At 54.7% G+C, this 20,552-nt stretch carries 10 protein-coding genes; 1 reads left to right on the forward strand and 9 read right to left on the reverse strand.

Features of this window, described 5'->3' with window-relative positions; all coding sequences use genetic code 11:
• Positions 1–833 precede the first annotated feature (833 nt).
• Positions 834–2,534 carry an MBL fold metallo-hydrolase gene (locus tag KGB23_RS17280; protein WP_223431942.1) on the reverse strand — a complete coding sequence of 567 codons (1,701 nt, stop codon included), beginning with the start codon at positions 2,532–2,534 and terminating at the stop codon, positions 834–836.
• Positions 2,535–2,686: 152 nt separating this feature from the next.
• Here KGB23_RS17280 and KGB23_RS17285 point away from each other — a divergent pair, with 152 nt between their 5' ends.
• Positions 2,687–5,338: a hypothetical protein gene (locus KGB23_RS17285; RefSeq protein ID WP_223431943.1), complete on the forward strand. Its 2,652-nt coding sequence runs from the start codon at positions 2,687–2,689 to the stop codon at positions 5,336–5,338.
• A gap of 391 nt (positions 5,339–5,729) precedes the next feature.
• On the opposite strand, the gene KGB23_RS17290 is transcribed toward KGB23_RS17285, so the two are convergent.
• The 8 genes from KGB23_RS17290 to KGB23_RS17325 form a co-directional block, all read right to left on the reverse strand.
• Positions 5,730–7,619 carry an ATP-binding protein gene (locus KGB23_RS17290; protein WP_223431944.1) on the reverse strand — a complete coding sequence of 630 codons (1,890 nt, stop codon included), beginning with the start codon at positions 7,617–7,619 and terminating at the stop codon, positions 5,730–5,732.
• A gap of 9 nt (positions 7,620–7,628) precedes the next feature.
• Positions 7,629–9,335 carry a restriction endonuclease subunit S gene (locus KGB23_RS17295; protein ID WP_223431945.1) on the reverse strand — a complete coding sequence of 569 codons (1,707 nt, stop codon included), beginning with the start codon at positions 9,333–9,335 and terminating at the stop codon, positions 7,629–7,631.
• The gene (locus KGB23_RS17300) at positions 9,332–10,801 is read right to left on the reverse strand and encodes a type I restriction-modification system subunit M (RefSeq protein ID WP_223431946.1); all 1,470 of its coding nucleotides are present in this window, start codon (positions 10,799–10,801) and stop codon (positions 9,332–9,334) included. The genes KGB23_RS17295 and KGB23_RS17300 overlap by 4 nt, the downstream gene beginning before the upstream one ends.
• Before the next feature lie 2 nt (positions 10,802–10,803).
• The gene (locus KGB23_RS17305) at positions 10,804–11,640 is read right to left on the reverse strand and encodes an HNH endonuclease (RefSeq protein ID WP_223431947.1); all 837 of its coding nucleotides are present in this window, start codon (positions 11,638–11,640) and stop codon (positions 10,804–10,806) included.
• A 3-nt stretch (positions 11,641–11,643) separates the two neighbouring features.
• The gene (gene hsdR / locus KGB23_RS17310) at positions 11,644–14,004 is read right to left on the reverse strand and encodes an EcoAI/FtnUII family type I restriction enzme subunit R (protein ID WP_223431948.1); all 2,361 of its coding nucleotides are present in this window, start codon (positions 14,002–14,004) and stop codon (positions 11,644–11,646) included.
• Positions 14,005–14,337: 333 nt separating this feature from the next.
• Positions 14,338–17,553: a DEAD/DEAH box helicase gene (locus tag KGB23_RS17315; RefSeq protein ID WP_223431949.1), complete on the reverse strand. Its 3,216-nt coding sequence runs from the start codon at positions 17,551–17,553 to the stop codon at positions 14,338–14,340.
• Positions 17,511–19,277 carry a hypothetical protein gene (locus KGB23_RS17320; protein ID WP_223431950.1) on the reverse strand — a complete coding sequence of 589 codons (1,767 nt, stop codon included), beginning with the start codon at positions 19,275–19,277 and terminating at the stop codon, positions 17,511–17,513. Before KGB23_RS17320 ends, KGB23_RS17315 begins: the two co-directional genes overlap by 43 nt.
• Positions 19,271–20,491 carry a DUF6361 family protein gene (locus KGB23_RS17325; protein WP_223431951.1) on the reverse strand — a complete coding sequence of 407 codons (1,221 nt, stop codon included), beginning with the start codon at positions 20,489–20,491 and terminating at the stop codon, positions 19,271–19,273. Before KGB23_RS17325 ends, KGB23_RS17320 begins: the two co-directional genes overlap by 7 nt.
• Positions 20,492–20,552: the final 61 nt, after the last annotated feature.

The raw sequence follows: 20,552 nt of genomic DNA on the forward strand, positions 1-20,552 counted from the left end.
AGTAATCCATCTCCACAACCAAACGGATCGCCTCCGCTTTTTCCTCAGATGTAACAACCCGATATCCCATGATGATTCCTAAAGTCGACGCTCCTACATCATGGTCCAAAAATATTCGACCACTACACCTCCGCTCATGGGCACTCCGAGGCCAACACAGAACAATCGCAGAAAAGCTCGCTTAAACCCGGCAACCCCAATCCTGATGAACTCCTCTCCTCCCAGCCCCACCCATTTCAGAACCGCCAATGCCCCCAATCACCGCCACACCCGCCCAGTTCTCCCGTCGCGTCTCCGTCGCGCCGATGATGGATTGGACCGACCAAAATAATATTTCGTTATATTTCAGTATTATAAAAACAAAAGATTCCTTGCTGTAGCAAAAATCAAGCAGTGAAAAAGATAGAAATAGCCTCGAAAGAGCTATTTTTTACACGAAAGTCTGTCCAACCATGACATACCGGACTGGCATCCCAGACATGACGCTAAGAGATTTCTCAAACTAGCCAGCAACCATGACCGCTGTGCTGGTGAGAGTCACCTTTCTGCCAGTGATCCCACATCAGTTTTTTCTGGCTTTCGGTGTAATAGATCCGAGGTCTCTGCTTCATCTGCAACACTCCTTCTGCTTACACAGAATTTAGTTGTGTTGCATCGACCGGTTGAATCCACAGCCAAATGCGGTCATTCAGCGCCTACCAAGGGAGGGGCGATTCAGGTCGGTCCGGAGAGATAACCAAGATGCGCATACTCGCCTAAAGGCACGTCTACCCCTCCACAGACTAAAGAAAGCATGCAAGAGGGAGGGGCATCAGTAGCGTGTATAAATGCTTTCAATTGAGAACCAAAAGAGCAAGTTCTGCCTCGATACTCTGAATTTTGTTCCGTAGTTCTAACGATCTCCTTTCAAGTTCTTCGGAGTCGTCGTGGATCTCCAGATCAAACCACTTTTCTGGATCTGCAGGTAGAGAGACTTCCAGGTCGAATTTATTGTGATTACTAGTTTGTTTGATCTGTGCGGCAAGCGCTCTGCGATCGTTATCGTTCCCGTGCTGGATGAACAGGTGCTTGGCAACTGGGTACAGCTGTCCAGTCTTAGGCGAAATACTGAATACCCATGCCAGTAAACCTGCCTGGTCCGCGTGAGCGGAGTAGCCCGGTAACTTAGTCACGTGAGCTGCAATATCACGGTAGGGCAATGTGTTGCCATTGGGCCATGAAATGTTGCCGGTATGTCTCTGACGCTCGCGTATCGGCAGCCCCGCTGCTGCCAGTATTTGGCCTCCGGCACTTTCGGTAGGACAGTACCCGGCAAACGCGATGGTATTGGTGCTACCTGCTGCCAGTCGGTGGGCCCACCACTGGGCGGGCCCACCGTCGCAGCTACCAGCACCGCAAACCACAACAGTTGGAGCGCCAGCGCGCTTGAGCAACTCGTCTCTCTTTCCCGATACATGCTCAAAGATCGGTCGCCATGCACGGGCCAGATCATTGCCAACCTTGCTACGTGCATGCTGCTGGCGCTTATCGCAGAGGCACATTTCGCACACGGCTATCAGTGCATCAATGTGATCGGGCTGTGCATCATCCAGCCCCAACCAACGAAACATCTGCTTGCCCAGCCAAAGCGGGCGCACCTTCTGGTGTTTGCCATTGGACTCAGTGCGCTTGAGCGCTTCCACCATCGCGGGATGCATACGTTTCGCCGTGGGCGAATCAAGGTAGAAGTTCAACTTGGAGTACCGGGCAGGCGCTTCAGCTACGATCCAGTGCAAGTCGAACATGACATCCTGTGTACGGCCGAACGAAAAGGCCGGAATGAGCAAACTACCGCCCGATTCAAGACTTCGGTCAAGCAGTCTGCGCAGATTGTCACGACGGGTCTGGGCATTAAGCTGCTCCCGAGGGCGAACGGTCGCGCCGTAAGTGGACTCAATCACCGCGAAATCGAATGGCCCGACGTTCATCTGATGACGAATGAAAGGCAGGTACTCTTGGTCCTCGCGGTTAGGCCCCAGATCGCCAGAAAACACAATGCTGCGCTGCCCCGGCCCCTGGCCCCCCCAATGGATAGCTACCGAAACCGCACCTATGACGTGACCGGTTCGGAAGTAGCGAATAAAGAGGTCATCACTCACCGGCAAAAATCCACCCAGCAATGGGCCACTGCGGTGTTCACGCCACACAATGCGGTCAACATCCTCTGCCGTATACAACTTGCTCAACGTAGCAGCGTCTTTCAGCAGAATTGTCGCAAATGCCTGGGTTTCACGTGTGCAGAAAACGGTGCCTTCAAACCCTTGTTTGTATAGCAACGGCAATAGCCCGCAATGATCGATATGCGCGTGAGTAAGCACCACGAACTGGATTGAGGCGGGTACGAATGGCCATTCGCCCTGGTTCCAGTTGCTAGCCGTGCGCTCACCTTGTTGCATGCCGCAGTCAACCAAAAAACTCCAGCCTCGGGCCTGATCTCTGAGCCATGCGCAAGAACCAGTCACTTTGCCAAGCGGCCCCAACAGTTTTACTTCCATCTCGTTCTCCAAAATTGTGCGTCAAGGTATGCCCACACAACGTAAGGGACATCTGAAGGTCATGCATCTTTGTGTGCACTGCAATGCATCGATGCATTTTGATGCAGTGATGACTAGACTTGTGCCCTCCAGCTTTAACCCATGGAAGCCCTATGTTTGCGCCTATTGCCACTGCCAAACGAGAAAAGCGGTTCTCGTCTATAGATGCCCTCGCTCGTCAGATGAGAGCTACTGCTCCACAGCTTGTCTGGCCTCAGGACCGTTCGCTGGCGGTCAAGATCGGCGCGATTGATCGGGGAGAGAAGCAATGGTGGCTATCGAGACCCGAACAGGCCCAGACCCTGGCAGAACTACTCCAACTACCCCTGTCTGACCTTGGGCTCGAATTCGCGCAAAACAAGGCAAGTTTTGTCTTTGCGGAGTTTCCGGAGTTGCCAGCATTGATACTGGGTGAGGAGCTTGCTTGTCCGTTGAGCGAGATCGTGGATGATCGAGGGGAGGCCCAAAGCGATAGTCTGGTCGGGTGGCTGGAGGAAAACAGACAGGGAATAGTTCGAAACCCTATGGCAGGAACCACATGGCTTGAAGTAACACCGGGCACAGGATTGGGCCTATTGCTGGCAAGATTTTCAGCGCTGTGCCGCTTCGAATTCATACGCGTTACGCACCTGCATGAGCTGGGTGAGCGCATGAAGAAGCCTGCTCCGCTGGTCGTTGCCATCAGTGAACAACCTTCTCCGAAGGACCTGATTGCGTTGGCAACTGCGCACCGAGATAGCGCAATACTGGTGATTGCACCTTTTGCTTTTGAGAGCAACGAGGAAGATACGGATTTTTATTCCTCGTGGGAGCTTCAGGAAGCAAAAGGCGCCCAGCGCGCGGTCATGTTGCTCACCGATACCCGCTCTTTCAGTCATATAAGCAAGCTGCGCATACGCCTGTTGAAAACCTGGCAGACGCGATTGCTAGCGTGGGTTGAAGAACGTTTGAACGCCTATGGCGTAGACAGTCATTTTAGTGCTGAGGGTGTTAAACAATGGCTTGAGCCGTTTAAGGGCCTGCACGATGCAATTCATACACCCGGAGATTTACTAGGCATTTGCAGGTTCTGTCATCGCCTGCCCGACACTCAGCTGCCACGAGCCTCAAACATACAGGCGGGGACTGCACTGCTCCAGTGCCTGGTTAGCACCAATCCTGGCCAAGTAGCCCTCGCCCGGCTATTGGTCGCGCGGTACTACCGTGAAGGTAAAACGGTGTGGGGCCAGCCCATGGAGTTATCGCAGTGGGGAGTTTTTTGTCCTGAGTATCCAGGCGATGCCAACCAGGAAGAACTGATGCTCATTGCTCGACTGCCTAACTTGGCCGAGCGCGAACAGGCGGTTCGGGAATTGCGAGCCGCGCAGGACGGTCGGCGAGTGTCGAGCCTGATTGACTGCGGGCTGTTAAGCGAACAGCCGGACGGACAGTTCCAGCTAAAGCCTCGCTTCGTGATTGATCTGATCGCCCGTGATCATATGCTTCAAGCCGTCACAACAGAGCCTGTCGAAGCATGGGCGATGTTGGCTTATGACCCGGGTCGAAGGCCAGTTATCCAAACCGCCCTCGCCTGCCTTTCGCTTGAAAAACTGGAGCCGCTCGCTGCGTTCCTTGTGCAGGCGCCCACTGATGACCTGCATGCGATCAGTGTGTCTGAGTTGCTGTTTCACGAATTGGCCCAGAGGCTTCGCGCAGGCGTTGTTTTGGAGCCGGTATTTGCTCACGTCTCCAGACACGTTGCCAGCAAATGTGGCTTCAAAACTCTAACCCACCCGTCGAGTGGGTTGACAGACAAACTGGAGTGGCTTGCTGCATGTTGGTCTTGGAGTCTAGCTGTGCCAAGACCAGATGTCGTCTGGTTCTTGCCCTGGATGTTTCCCGGATGGGCCGAAGACCTCAGTGCCGCCCCTCGTGACGATCTGCCCTGCGCTCCTGACAATGGAAAATTCGGTGATCGGAGTATCGAACCTGCGTGGTTTCATCTGTTTGAAACAGCTGGTCGCTGGGTCCGTACGCTGGAGTGCCCACCAGTACTGACACCAGGTTTCACATGGCCGCACTTACTACTCGGTGCGGGTCTGGGACGCTGGCCAGCACAGTCAGATTGGTGGCGCCAGGTGCTGAAATATAATTGGGCATCGGAGATACTCATCTCCGAGTATCCCGCTGGCAGGTTGGTCGGGGCAGGAGTTTTGCTAAAATCTTTGATCGACTTTGTCGAGGCTGAACAAGACAGCGATGTATTGATGCGGCTTTCGTTATGGCCAATTCTGCATTGGTTGCTTTCGAACCTTTCAGACAGTGAGTCAGGAAGTATTCTGGAGGGAAAATACGGGCAATTTTTCTCCAGGCATCCCGAAGTCCTTCCACCACGGTTACGTAAGTTGCTGCTTACGGCTTCAACCATCCGGGGCATCGACCAACCGAGCCAATTACGTAGACTTTTGAGCCTGGTTGACGACATCGACACATTGATTGAACTCGCTGGAGAGTTACCGCAAGCAGCTGCTTGCTTATGGGCCGTTGCTCCTCGTGAAGCCGAGGGCATCTTGCTGACACCTACAGAGTCAGCATTGTCTTCGCCAACATGCAGGCTGCTTGTGCAGCAGTGCCCAGCGACCAACGTGAACTCAGCTATTGCTCATATTCGGTCAAATGGTAATGCCGACTGGTGTTTCTTGAGGACCTGGGTGTTGAGCCAGATTCAAAAAGCGGGCGCGCCTATTTCCGATTTACTGGATTTACTGCTTAGTTATGAGCAATGAGGAGTGAGTCGCCTCTCGCTCTATAGCTAGGACTAGCTTGCGAAAGGCGTCGATCGCAGCCGTTCTCGAACGACAGAAATCACAGCCAAAAGCAGTCTTTGTTGTAATCATCGTGTCCTCACACCGCTAAGAGAACCTGAATATCTGTCCAGCCGGTACTAGTCGATGCGCACCAAGTAATCCAATGCCCTAGCCTTGTCCGTGACGCTCATACCGCGAGCGATCAGCTGTTCGGGCTTTTCCTAGTAGTTTCTCCAGGGTTTTGGATAGGTCAGTGTCACGAACGCAGGCAAGCCATCACGATTGATAAGCGCCTACTTTACCTGAAAGTACGACAGACCCAGGTTCTGCTGCTTGTATGTTCAATAGCACTGGCTCGCTCGCCTTCCAATTAGCCCGCTATTTCAAGCTCACTGCATTTTGCAGTGATGAACTCGAACATAGAGCGCAGTGGTTCAAAACATTGGGTGTCGAGCATAGGCACCACTTCTTTGGCAAATGCAGTTTTGTCCCGGTCAGATTTAAACATGACCTTGCTGCCACCCACACAAGGTTCTCGCTGGTAATAGTCGACTGTTGCTAGTACACCGTAGAACAGGTGCTCGATTTCGCAGCAGGAGTCACCGCCAAAGGTTTCGCCAGTTTCTGCGTTGCGAATCACTTGCTGTTGGATGTCGGCGTGTTCGGGCACAGGAAGCATCAGCGCATAAGATTCGCCATGCGTCCATTTCTTGATCAGGCCTTTCATTGGATCGGCGCTCAGCACCTGGCCATTGAGGCCATTCCACTGGTCGTAGGCTTTATCAAAGTCGAACAGAGCAAATATCGGTAAACCACCCATTTCCCCGTGTATGCGGCCGTCAGTTAGCAGCTGGTTGATATAGGTACAGCTGAACGCATAGAACGGTATAAACGGCATTTCCACTTCATATAGCTTGTACCAGGCCTCCTTCAGGATGATCGGATCTGTACTGCCCTCAGTGAACAACACAGGCTTTTTCTCGATCTGCACAGCATTGATGATGCTTAGTAATTGCTCCTGTTCGGAGTACTTGATCAAATCCGAACTGAGCCTTTTTATTGCGATGCTTTTGGGCAAGTCGTAACAGTTGGCCTGATTATTTTTGATATCAAAGAATTTTATTTTCTTTTTGTCGTGCGGGATCAACGTGACCGCGCTGTGACTACTCATCAGTACATGGTTATTTTTGGCTGTAGTGTCAGTGATCTCGAAAACCTGCTTGAGGAAGTCGAACTGCCATTCAGGGTGCAAAAAGGCATCGGGCTCGTCGAGAAGCGTGAGGCAGTTGCGGTCCTTGAACAGCTCGACAATGGCGTAGATGTAAACCGACTGGAACTGGCCGTCGCTGAAATGGGAGACAGTGGCATCGACGCCGCTGGTCAATTTTAACGGTATGGCAATGTCGGCGAGCATGCCAAGCGTTTTGAGGTTGTCGAACTGGCGAAAAACATTTGCCACCCCCTCATCTGCAAAGCGTTGTTGGAACAATTCCAGATTGAGAGTGAGGCTGTAGCAGTCTTTAGCCTCGTCGTATAGATCGGTGTGGTTGAATTCGCCTTTGATACAACTCACCAGCCGGTCAAGAAACTCACGGGTGATGCCTTCCGCTCCCCAGTAACGAGTGCGTGGGTCAAAGTGCTCGATACCATCCACATTTAAGGCTTTCAAACTGCCCGTTGCGAAGGGAGGGCGGCTGAGGTCGACCCTTAACTCTGCCCCAACTGATGCTATACCTAGCTTCTGGTGAACGAAATCGCAAGCCTTATTACCTTTGGATTGCGCCAATAGCACAGCCAATAACAGTGACTTGTACTCAGGGCCAATTCCGATAAAGCGGCGGCTGTCTTCAAAGTTTGCTCCCCTGATGCGCTTGCGAAACGCGGTTTCGTAGCGCTCTACCAAGCCAGGCACTGTAGTGTTATGACCGGAGTAATAGATCAGAACATTGTCAGGCAAGGGGGTTTTGCCGAGTGTTTTGCGATCTATCTCGTCATTGATCTTAAGTTTTCCACCTTTCCACTCTATCAATGTCTCTTGGCCATCGATTTCGTAGGTCACTGTGTATTCAAATTCGATGCTGTTATCGGGTCTACCGAACTCAGTCAGGTGGCGAAAAATTTCGATCAGGGCTTCAAACAGATTGGATTTTCCGCTCCCGTTTTTACCGACGAACACGTCGATAAAGCTGTCCCCGTCAAAACCTAGGTGGAAATCATGAAGGTTTTTGTACTGGCTGATAAATACAGATTTCAAACGCATAATGTGCCCTCAGACTTGCGCTATAACGGCATTCAGTAGAATTGTCTGCTTTTCGTTCGCGACATTGATCTGCCGTTTCAACGTATCGCATAGGAGCATTATTTGATCGACCTTGGCGACGATACGTTGTTGTTCCGCAAGAGGTGGCAATGCAATAGGCAAATTTAGAATTTGCTCACGAGAGACATTCTTCATTGAGCTACTGGTGCCCCCAGCCACTTGGCTGTAGTAGATACGAGCCAATGGTGCGCTATTTGCTAAGTTCACGTACCGACGTGCACAAAGGGCTGTCAACTTGAGTCGGACGATTTTGTCACTGAGCATCAAGCGATTAGGTGTTTCCTCGACAACGACGCTTCGTGCCACAAGCTCCGCTGTGTTTGCACGTGAAACGAGAAAGTCGCCTTTAGCGACTTCATGTTCAGGTCGAGCCTCTAGATTTGGAGGGAGAGCCTTGTTCTCCTCGGGTCGGTAAATACCCCATGAAACAGCGCTAACCTTGAGTACGCCCCACTCGTCGCCATCTCTTGGTCTGGCTTCGCAACTAGGACTCCAACCAGCGCCACTTTCGATAACTTGGCTTCCGAGACGAGTCCAAGCCCATGCGGCCGGTAATTCGTATGGTTTTTCCTCCTCAGTAATTTCTCCTAGGGGCTTTTGCTTCCTTATCTTGCCCTCCTCCATTAACTGCCCTTTTTCCTCAGCGATGCGTTTGAGCAACTCACTGGCGGGCTCATCACTGGATTCTGGCGGCACCAGTTTGCCCATCACGGCCAGTTGCAGCAGGGTTTGTTTTAAGGCGTCGATGCTGGGTTCGGTTGTGAACATGATGTGAAAGTGTTCCGCCAGGCGTTGCCAGTTGGTGGCGAAGTCGGTGGCGTCGCTGGCTTGGGTCAGGCTGTCGAGCAGAGCCTGCACCAGTTGGGAGTGGGCGATTCCGGCGTCGGCCTGCTGGGTTTCTAGGCGGTCGCACAGAGTCATCAGTTCATCGACTTTAGAGACGATGCGTTGTTGTTCGGCAAGGGGCGGAATTGGGACAGGTATTTCTTTCAGTCGAGAGGACTTAATGCCGGTTGCAGTCATACCTGTAGCTGCAGCTGAAAGCTGTACTTGAAAGCCAGAAGACATGATTGCCAGCTTCAAAAATGGGCCCGTACTCAGTTCATGGAGTTGAAAACAGATTACGCGTTGAGCAAGCGCAAACTGCTCTGTTATGTCAATTATCGCAACGTTGCCCATCGGAGCTTCAGTCGTAAAAAGCATGTCACCAAGTCGAGGAAATCCTCTAGTCATCCACGATGAGTAATCATCTAGGGCAATGAATTCTTGAGGTTCACGACTAATAAATCCTGGACGCACATTCTTTGCTGTGATGAGAGGAACACCATACGTCGTTTTTGTCGGTGTCCTACCCCGGTAGTCAATAAAGCGGGCAAGGTTTCCAAGCCGACAGCACGCCCAGCCAGGAAGCGATGGGAAGTTGTGCTCATCATCTGGAACGTCATCTCTTGCTGTTGTTCGAAGTCCTTCTTCTGATGTCAGCCGTTCCTTTTCCTTGGCAACACGCGTTAGCAACTCACTGGCCGGCTCATCGCTGGGATCTTGCTGTACCAGTTTGCCGGACACTGCCAATTCCAGAATCAGCTCACGCAGCTTCTTGACGCCATTCGGTGCTCCGGCCAGCAGCGGCATGTTATCGATCAACAACGCCGTCATACCTGACGCTCCAAGGCTTCGGTCAGTACAGCCTTGAGTTGGTCGCGCAGGTCGCTGATTTCACCCTGCAGGACGGCGTAGTTGCGCAGCAGTTCGTCCGGATCGTGGCTGATCTGCTCGCTGATATGCGGGTTCTTGCAGTCCAGGTTCCAGTTACTCGCCTGCAGTTTTTCTACGTTGACCTGCCAGGCGAATTCGTTTTCCACTCGTGCGGCAAAGCCATCAGCCTCGCTGCCCCACCAGGCTTCTTCTACGGCGAACTCCTCTATGCGCATGGGGCGGTTCTTGGAGTAGTTTCTTACACCGGCCGGGTACTGGTGCTCGTAAAACCAGACCTTTTTGGTCGGCGCACCCTTGGTGAAGAACAGCAGGTTGGTCTTAATGCCGGTGTAAGGGTTGAACACGCCGTTGGGCAGGCGAACGATGGTATGCAAGTTGCACTCGGTGAGCAGCTTTTCCTTGATACGGCTTTTGATACCTTCGCCGAACAGAAAGCCATCGGGTAGCACCACTGCGGCGCGGCCGCCGTCTTTAAGCAGCTGCATGATCAGCACCAAAAACAGGTCGGCAGTTTCTCGGGTGCGGAAGGCGGCCGGGAAGTTGGTTTCGATGCCATCTTCTTCCATGCCACCGAACGGCGGGTTGGCGACGATGCAGTGCACGCGCGCACTCGGCCCCCAGCTAATCAGTGGTCTGCTCAGAGTATTGTCGTGGCGAATCTGACTAGGCACCTCAATACCGTGCAAGATCATGTTGGTGGTGGCCAGCAGGTGCGGCAGCGGCTTTTTCTCCACGCCGAAGATGCTGGCTTGCAGGGTGCGCTCATCTTCGGCAGTTTTTACATAGCGGCTGCGCTTGTGCTCGATGGCGCAGGTGAGGAAGCCGCCCGTGCCGCAGGCCGGGTCCATGACCTTTTCGTCCAGCTTGGGGTCGACCATACGCACCATAAACTCGGTGACGGGGCGCGGGGTATAGAACTCCCCGGCGTTACCGGCGTTCTGCAGGTCACGCAGCAGTTGCTCATAGAGGTTGCCGAACTCGTGGCGTTCCTGGGCCTTGTTGAAGTCCACGCCTTCCTGAATTTTGTTGATCACCTGGCGCAGCAGCTGGCCGGACTTCATGTAGTTGTAGGCGTCTTCAAACACGCTGCGCACGACAAAGGCCGAGGGCCTGTTGCTGTATTCGTGCAGGTTCTGCAACTGGGGAAACAGGTTGTTATCGATAAAGTCCTTCAGAGCATCGCCGGTCACGCCTTCCGGGTCGGCAGCCCAAGTGCGCCAACGGCAGCTCTCGGGGATGGGTGAGCGGTAGTTGTCGTCCATCAACTCCCACTCTTGTTCGCGGTCATCGAAGATCTTCAGGAACAGCAGCCAGACCAACTGACCGATGCGCTGGGCGTCGCCGTCGACGCCAACGTCTTTACGCATGATGTCTTGGATGGATTTGATCGTGCTGCTGATGGACATGCTTACTTCCTAAACAAGTTTTCGCGGTGCCAGGCCAGATAGCTGCAGTGACGCGGCTCGATCTGGCGCAAGCGCAAATGGGTGTGCAGATGCAGCGCAGTGGCGCTGTCGAGGTCCAGCTCGGGGCTGAGGCGAATCAGCCCCTGGTCGTCAAAGGTGATAAGGCCCTGATCGAAGGCCAGATCAAGATTAGGGGTGAGCAGTAGGCCATTGTACGGATCAAGGCGTTCACTCGTGCTAGCCTCACACCAGGGTTTGATATGCGAGGCGCGCAGCAGGGCCGGCACGGTGCAATCGGTGATCGCACAACCACCCCAATAGGCCAGCAACGCCTGGCGATAGCCACCCTGACCGATACGCGCCTTGATAAGCGCCTCGCGTTCGGTGTCGGCGATGTCGTTGCTACTGAGCATTGCGTCAAACTGCTCAACCTCCACCATTTCCGCTTGTAGTTTTGCTGTAGCACCAAAACCACGATGCCCCAGCAGCGCTAGCAGTTGTGGAAGATCAGCACGGGTAGAGATATCCAGAGCGACAGCCAGTTTGCTATCTGAGCCCTTCACCTTGGGGAAGCCCGTAACATTGGTGTTTTTGTATCTGACATTAGGTTGCGTGGGCGACAGGGCTTTGATCGCTTCCCAGCTAGGTGAGGCAACATGGTCAGGGTGGATAAGGAATGGCTGCTCACAGACAGGAGCACCCGTTTTACTCATCTTCACGAATACCCGACCACTCAGGTCCGAATGTTCGTAGCCGTTGGCGTGTTTGTTATTAACGATGAGAACAAAACCAAGGCGTTTAAGCTCATCGGCGGTTTCAACTGAATTCAGCTTATTCATAGGTTAGGCGTACAACTCCTGCTCCAGCGCCTGAATCGCCTTCTGGTAACCCGGCTTGCCGCCAAATACCTTTACCAACTCGATGGGCGCACCAATCTGGCTGAAGGGGTCGAGCTGGAGGATCTTGATGTCTTCGATATGTTCGATGCCGGTGTCGGCGTACTTGTCGAGCAGCGCCTCAAGTACCAGACGCGCTGCGCCGGAATACTTGCTGAAGTAGTTGCGCTTTTTCACCTGATCGGCGCGCTCCTGGCGCGTGAGGGCTGGCTGATCAAAGGCGACGTGGCAGATCAGATCGAACGGATCGAGGGGCTTGCCTTGCTTGGCTTCCACCTCTTCGGCCAAGGCTTCCCACATCACCCCCTGGGCCGCCATTTCCTCGATGATGGCCTTCTTCTGTTCGGCATCACCCCAGCGCCGCAGGAAGTCGTCCAGCGAGGCGAACTGCTTCTTCACGCAGGCACGAGTGTAGTCATGGAGCGACTCGGTGATCAACTTGCCGTCGGGGCCGTAATACTGCACACGCTCGGCGATGACGTAAATCGGGATGCTGTCGATGACGTACTTGATGCGTTTTGGACTGCCCTCCTCGCCTTCGCCAAAAGGGTCGTCTGCCTCGCCTTCACCGCCGGCGACGATGCCGTCACCTTCGAGCATATCGTCTGGCGGTACGGGTGAGTCGTCACCTTCTGGGGCGTAGATCACCACCGGGTCACCATCGAAGGCGGGGTCGGCAAACAGTTCGGTGGCCTTTTTGAAGTCCATGATGGTGAACCAGTACTTGCCATGGTCTTCGTTGATGCGGGTGCCGCGACCGATGATCTGCTTGAACTCGGTCATCGACTTGATGTGCTGGTCGAGTACGATCAGCTTGCAGGTCTGGGCATCGACGCCAGTGGTCATCAGCTTGCTTGTGGTGGCGATGACCGGGTATCGCGCTTCCGGGTTGATGAAGTTATCCAGCTCGGCCTTGCCCTCTTGCTCATCGCCGGTGATGCGCATGACGTATTTACGGTTTTCTTTGACGCGCTCTGGGTTGAGGTTAACCAGGGCCTGCCGCATGCGCTCGGCATGGTTGATGTCGTCACAGAAGACGATGGTCTTTTGGAATGGGTCGCTGGCCTTGAGAAAGTCGGTGACCTTCTGCGCCACCAGTTGGGTGCGCGCCTCGATGACTAGGGTGCGATCCATGTCCTTGAGGTTGTAGATACGATCTTCGATCAGCTCGCCATTTTTGTCGAGCATGCCCTTGGGCGGCCGCCAACCCTGAAGGTCTTTGTCGAAGTCGATACGCACTACTTTATAAGGGGCGAGAAATCCGTCTTCGATGCCCTGTTTGAGGGTGTAGCTGTAAACCGGCTCGCCGAAGTAGGTAATGCTGGAAACCTCTTTAGTTTCCTTCGGCGTGGCGGTGAGACCTACATGGGTGGCGCTGGAGAAGTACTCGAGGATCTCGCGCCAGGCGGAGTCCTCGGCGGCGCTGCCACGGTGGCATTCGTCGATCACCACCAGATCGAAGAAGTCCGGGCGGAACTGTTTGTAGACGTTCTGTTCTTCCTCAGTGCCGGTCACGGCCTGGTACAGCGACAGATAGATCTCGAAAGACTTGTCGATCTGCCGTTTGCTGATTTTGGTCATCGCCTGGCCGAACGGCTTGAAGTCGTTGTTCTTGGTCTGGTCGACCAAGATGTTGCGGTCGGCAAGAAACAGGATGCGTTTCTTCTGTTTGGACTTCCACAGGCGCCAGATGATCTGGAAGGCGGTGTAGGTTTTACCGGTACCGGTGGCCATTACCAACAGAATGCGATCCTGCCCATGGGCCACGGCCTCGACGGTGCGGTTGATAGCGTTGACCTGGTAATAGCGTGGCGTGCGACCGGAGCCGTCGTCGTAGTACGGCGCTTCGATGCTCTTCTGCGCCTCACCGTGTAAGCCCTTCCATTGACAGTAACGCTGCCAGAGCTCTACCGGGCTGGGGAACTGCTCCAGACTCAGCTCGGTTTCCACCTGAGCACCAGTGCCGGTGCGGTCATGAAACAGAAAGCCATCGCCGTTACTGGAGAACACGAAGGGCACATCCAACGCTTCAGCATAACCGAGCGCCTGCTGCATACCGGCGCCGAGCGAGTGCTTGTTGTCCTTGGCTTCAATCACCGCCAGCGGCAGGTTCTTGTGGTAGCTGAGCAGGTAGTCGGCACGCTTGCGCTCGCCGCGGCTGTGCAACTTGCCGCGCACCATGATGCGCCCGGCGGTAAAACCAAATTCTTCAAGCACCTGCTTCTGCATGTCCCAACCCGCCTGCTGAATGGCCGGGGCGATAAACTTGCTGCAGATGTCCCGCTCGGTAAGCGACCTCTTGTCCATCGATCAATTCCTTTCTGTCCGAGACCGGGGGGTGTTGGCAGTCATTATCTAATACCGTGAGGGAAGCCACACGACGACATGATTGAGTTAGTTGAGCTGCAAGCGGCCGGAGAATGCGTTGACCAACAGATGAAGAGATAAGACTCAGCATTCCCTGTGCTATTACTACACGACGGAGAGTCTTATCGATCAGGCCTTTTATGTCTACTCGCAGAGCTTGGGGCGATGCTCTCAACGCCACGAAAGTCTGTCCAATCCACGACATACCGGACTGACATCCCAGACAGGACTCTAAGAAGAGTTGCTCAGGTACGAACCAATGTTGATTTGTCCCTAATTACTGGATAAGTACAGAACGGGGGCCAACTGAATCATCAGCCGCTTTTTCAAATGCGCCAGTTCATCGGACCCAAGGTTGAGGTTTTTCAGGTGCTCAAGTAACTCGCTTTGCCCTGGCTGACCAAACGCCAGACGGTAGAGCGAGAGAATTTTCTGCATATGGGGATAGCGCTGAGACTCCTGACTCATGGCCAAAGTTGGAATCAGTCGGCGGATTTGCGCATCGCCCTCAGGAAAGTGCCAATAGGGCACCAGGTCGGTTTGCTTGGGTCGCTCTGACGCGGCCTGGAACAGTTCGGTCCAGGTCGCAGGAGCATTCGGCTCCCCGGACAAGGCTTGCACCACTCGACGCCTGACCACCAGTGACTGGAAGCGATTGACGCGCCCCTCACGCTGTTCAAGGTCGATCGGATTGTTCGGCAGGTTCCAGTGCACCACTTCGCTGCAATACCAATGGAAATCCAATCCCTCCTGGCCAATGGATGTCGAGGCCAGAACGAAGGGGCGAAACGGTGAATTGAAACTTTCACGAATGCTGACGACCCGCTCCTGTCCGGCTTCGTCAGTGGTTTTCTGCGTGCCTAATTGCACGGCGTAATGACATCGCAGATGAGTGGTGTCTTCCGCGTCCTCGGCTTTCCAGACTTTCACGTTGGAGGGAGTGGTCCGCAGCACGCTGTCGATGGCTCCGACGGCCATCTCCACCCCTTTGGCTGCCGACAGCATGTAGACATACTCTTCCAGCATGGCCTGCACCCCTCCCCGGGCACAGTACTCGACGATACTCCGCCAATGCTGAGGGTTGTTGATGCGCTTGATGACCGCACTGCCGGCGACACCATTGAACAGACTGACAAACGCCATGGCGACACGGCTCGCGTGGTCCGGCTGTACATCGCCAGGGTAGTTTTGCTGCATAGCTCGATAGGCACAGATAGCTGGTGAACCCACTGCTAACCAGGCAAGGTATTCCGCCAGATCGTCGGGCATTGCGCCGAGCTCGTCCAACTGACCAAAGCGCTGGGCAACTTCCTCGATACGATGGCGAACTCCCCCAGACAACCCAGACACGCGGCGCATTCTGGCGAACCAGTCCTGGCTCCAGCCAGGATGATATTCCTCATCAAGTAGCATCGGAGCAAATAGATACCAGTGATTCTGATTGCGGCTCCCCCGGTATCGGGAGCGCAGCGGTTTGAGCAGCAGTTTCATGCGGACAGTCAGTTCGCGAATCCGTTGTTCCAGTGAGCCCTGAGTGCGCTCAATAGGCATCTCAATAAAGGTTCTACCCGGATAAATCAACGACCAGTTGGCTAGGTCGCCGCTGTCCAACTTGACCACCGCCCGACGCTGTTCGTGTTGTTTGTCCAACTCGTCCTGGCTTTGTCCGCCGCGCCTTTTGCTGAAGTACTCGGCCTTGGCCGTGGAATGCTGCTGCACCCGCCGTTCCGATTCATAGCTCAACAAACCACTGATCATCCGTGGAACCATGGCCCAGGCGGAGAACAACAAGGTTTTGCTGAATCCTTCACGACCAGCGAAGAAACCCGACAACGGGTAGTGCGGCCTGCTGGGAGGAATCCAGAGCATCATTTCCGGCCCATGTTTCTTCTCATCCCCAAATAGATAAGAGGTCAGCCAACGAACCTGTGGATTAGGCGCTTCCTGGGCGACATTGAGCCTGTATTTCCTGACCCGCTCGCGGGGCAGCCAGAGGCTCTTACTGCCATTGACCCTCTTGTATACCTCCGCCGACAGGTCGTACTGTCGTTTCAACACCTCCTGCAATTTGTAGCCGGTGCTGAAGGACAACGGCCAAGCCGCCGATTTGAAAAAGTCCATCATCTGCCGTGACAGGCGCAGCCGGCTGTTGCTCTCAAGCATGCTGGCCAGCTGATCTAATTCCACGTAAGCCTTGATATCGCCTATCTGCAGTTCAGGTCCACTCTCTAGAGGTTTGTCGTTGACCAGTGAATCTACGTCGACAGCGATCTGGCTGCGTTCGGTACGGGAGATCAGTGGGCGCAAAAGCCTTTCCACCTCATGACGGGGGCTGTCACACAAGTCCGTCACCTTGACATTGTCCTGACGCAGGCGCAGCAACTCGGACTGAAGGGATTTACGCGCCGGCTCGTAGGCATCGAGTGGCGACAGGTTGAGGAATTCGAGGATCTGCTTGAGCTTGACCAAGTGCCCATCATCATTCTCATCATCGGCGATAGTGCTCATCGCTTTGAACGGCGTCGCCGACAGCAGGAGGATATTACAGCCACGATTTTTGCTGAATATCTTCCGGGCGATTAGCGAGTGCTCGTTTTCTTCGTTTTGGTCAAGCAGACTGTCAAAGCGCTGAAACTCGTCGAGGATAAACAGGTTCGCCTGCAGATGCCCAGCGCAGGATCGGGCGAACAGCACCCGTAGGTGGCGCAATAAATTGCGCTTGTCATCGTTGTGTTTATCCGACCTTTGTCCTGCGGCCTTACGCACTTGCTCCAGTATCGATGATCCGCCGTCAGACACTGATGCCAACAACGCTTGATGAAAACTGCCAACTATCGTCGGATCTAGGCCCCGGGCCTCAATCTCATCCAGGTCGGACTCCCAGCCCTCGGCATCTTGCACGTGCTCGCGAAACAGGTCCGTCAGCTTGCGACGCAGCGGCTTGATCTCCGGATGCTGCAACAAGGCACTGAAAATGATACTCCGCTCGCGCCGGTTACCTGAGCCACGGGTCAGGGAAAATGACGTGCCGGGAGTCAAAGTGCAGACCTCCAGCAGCGCATTGACCTGCTCCTTTTCATCGGGCAGCAAGGCGACCTCCGCCAACCGCGAAAACGAGGGTTCACGAACCCAGGTATGCTGGTGCGGGTCCGAAAACACTGCCAGTTTGCTGCGATTTTCTGTGGCCAGGGCCAGGTTGGAGCAGATGTAGGTGACCCGGAAAGGCCTAGGTTCACGCCATTCAAGCAACATTGTGGCGATTAGTCCCTTGGCGACGATGGTCTTGCCCAGACCGACCTCATCGGCCACCAGAACCCGACGACTGTGCTGCGGATCCTTGAACAGCGCTGCGATACGGGTCACGGTGGCTCGCTGAAAGTCCTTGAGCCCATCCAAGGTGGTCTTCAACTCCAGGCTTGCCTGGTCGCGCTCGGAGATGCAACGGGTCATGCTTTTTTCTTCCATGGGAATTTCTGGTACTGGAGCCATAGGGTGCTGAGCTCCTTAGGTATCAGGTTCTCGATCTCCCGCAGATGCGCCAATACGGCGTCGATGCGCTGCAGCTTCTCAGGTTGCCGAGCGGCGCAACGCAGTAGGGCCTCATGAATGGGCCCGCCTAGCATATGGCTGAGCAACGCATCCACATTCTCGTGTGCCCCCCCACCTCCCGTCGGCCACTCGGTTCGTTCATGGTCGGGCTGCAGCAGCATTTGTATGTAGGCCAAGAGCTTGTGCGGGCTGTCGATCAAGCTGGAGGTGATTTTCTGCTCTCGGGTATCCCCCCCCTCAATGTCGAGGCGAACCTTGATCAGCAACTGGGTCACCACATCCGGCGACGACTTGACCCGCAGAATCAGGAAGGAACTGATCTGGGTCAGGCTGAGCCCCTCCCAGACCAACCGGGGCTCCAACGCTCTGGACTGGCCTGCCACCAGGGGCTGCGCCTCAATACTTGAAGAGAGCGCCAGCAACTCCTGCGGGCAGTCGATGACGCAGGTAAAGGTGTTGTTCGCATCAGTGGTCGCCCGCATGCACCAATCCGCCTTGATCAACTGATGCAACAGTTCGCGCAGCGCCTTGTCCGTAGCTAGCGGCTCTTGAAGTAGAAGGGAACCAAATGTATGTGGAGTAAAAATCCCGGTGGGCTCCTGCTCGGTTCCCACTAGTTCGACTTTCAACTGCTCCGCAGATTGCATCGTGCCCGAACTGGATAGCCGTAGCATGAACTCGGTGTTACGCGGGGGCGATTGCAGCCCGCCGAGTGCAGCCTTGGTGGCGTTGGCCGAGCCTATGTGCCAATGGCTGGTGGAGCCGTTCTGCAGCAGCACCAGCTTGGCATGCAGGTTCTGCGCCCGGGCCCGGGTCAACTCGTCTTCGCCGCTGACCAGGCATGAGTTGAGGGCAAAGCAATCCCAGCCGTTCAGGCGCTCGGCGCCGATCCGCTCAAGCTCCTCGGCGCGGCTGAACAACCAGTGCCGCTGCCCACGTTGTTTAAGCATGTCGAGTGCTTCGTAATGGATAAAGGGCGACATCACCAGAACTGTGTCAGTGCCGCCGCCGAACTCTAGGGGCACCTGTTCGGGTCGGCCCAGCAATGTCCGCAGTCCACTGAACCCCGGAGGTTTTTGCCAGATGACCGTGGGCAGCTCTTTTTTGAAACGATTGAACGCCGCGGAGAAATCCTTCGCATGAGGAGCAAGTTCTTGCAGCAACTCCAGCAGCCCGTCGTTTTCCCGAGAGCTGTCGCCGGACACGTTACCTTCCAGGGCTACAGCAAGGTCCCAGCTTCGATCGAAGGTCAGATTGCGCGACAGCACCAGCAGGCGATAACGCACCTCCCTGTCTTCATTGGTAAAACGCAGCAGCCAGATCTTGGGATGAAACGAACTGAACGCTTCGCCTGGAACTCTCGGCACCAGGTACGGCTCAAGCAAGGAAAACAGCAGATTGAACTGACTCGGGAGCTTGATATTGCCTTGCTGAAAAAACACTTTGACCTTGCCCTTAAGCTGGCTGATACCCTCGAGCAACGCCAGCTTTTCTCCCTGGAGGTCCCCCTCCAGCGTGCTGTTGAACGACAAGGCCAGAGGCAGACACAACAGGGTTTCCAAGTCCAGGGAGTAAGTGGTGGCCAGCCCGTGGCTCAGCGTGAAGCCCTCAGGGGCTTGCAGCTTCTCTCCATAGTCGAGGCGATCTGTATACGGACTCAGCATGCTAGCCCCTCCTGCACATCCGTCAACATGGTCCGCACTTGCCACCAGCGATAGTCCAGTCGCTTCATGCCCAGCCATTCGAAGTTCTCGGGCAGGCGTTTGTTCAGGATCGACCGTTCATTTTTGTTAGCTCTGGCTTGTTTCTCGACCAACCCATCCAGCTCAGCCTCTGGTGCGGACCGAGCGACCCCCTCGCTCCAGGATCTGAGGAACAATTCCGTACGCTCATGCAGCTTTATCTGGCTCTTGGACAACCACTGTGGGACGTCGTCGGGGTCAGCCCGAATCTCAGCCCGCCAATCGCTCCAGCTCTTCTCGAACTGTTCCAGCAGATCATCACGCTTATTTGTTCGCGCAAGGATTATGTTGAAACGCAGGTGAGCACCGTAGATCAACTCACTGAATGCTTGGGCCATGCGCACCGTATCCCGGGTCATCTGGGGCAGTTCCTTTCGGCCAGCCACCCAGGCTGCAAGCGCGGGAAAGCTGGCCTTATCCTGCCCCAGAGCCTGTTGCCGCAACCCCTGCTGCTCAAACTGGGTGGGCAGACTGTAGAGCGGACCGGCCTTAATCTTTTCGCTGAGGAAGTGCGCCTCCAACTTCGTCAACTGGATGCACACATCGTCACGCCATTGAGGAAAATAACGGTCGAGATGAACGCGGCTGATGTTCGTCTGCGCATCCGTATCGTCGCACTCATCGCCTTGCGTGCTGCCGAGTAGTTCTTCTGGCGACTGAATGGCGCGCAGGAATTGATTCAGAGAGCCACGCGTATTGACCAGCCCCCAAGTACGCAACCCGACCCAGTAAATCGAAGAGGGTTGCCGCGACACACTTTCACCGTCCTGTTGCGAGAAACCAGATATGCCAGTCTGCCCGTCGTTCCGATGCCTATCTCTGAGCTGTTTCGCCAGCTGGGTTTCCTGCTCCTTCAGGTAGTTTTGAAGGGATTGTTTGCGCTGCTGGGCCGGTTTTAGTTGCAAATAGTCACGAATGATACGCGGCACGGTGATGAAGTATTTAGCTCGGGTCTGGATGGTGGAAAAACCCGGAAACATTAGGTCGGCAAAGCCATCGCGCAAAGCACCTATACCCAATTCATCCAAAGTCCCAGGCTCTGAAAGCTGCTTGAGGGCATGCTTGACCCGATCCCTATCATCGGCCGAAAAATCCACCCAACCCAGTTGACTCTTACCTAGCATTTTCCCGCCCATTCACTACTCGCTCCTTGTAAAACAACCACTTCATCCCCGCCCACCAAAGTATTTCAGCCCA

Source organism: Pseudomonas sp. GL-B-26, from assembly GCF_019947405.1.
Lineage (GTDB): Bacteria > Pseudomonadota > Gammaproteobacteria > Pseudomonadales > Pseudomonadaceae > Aquipseudomonas.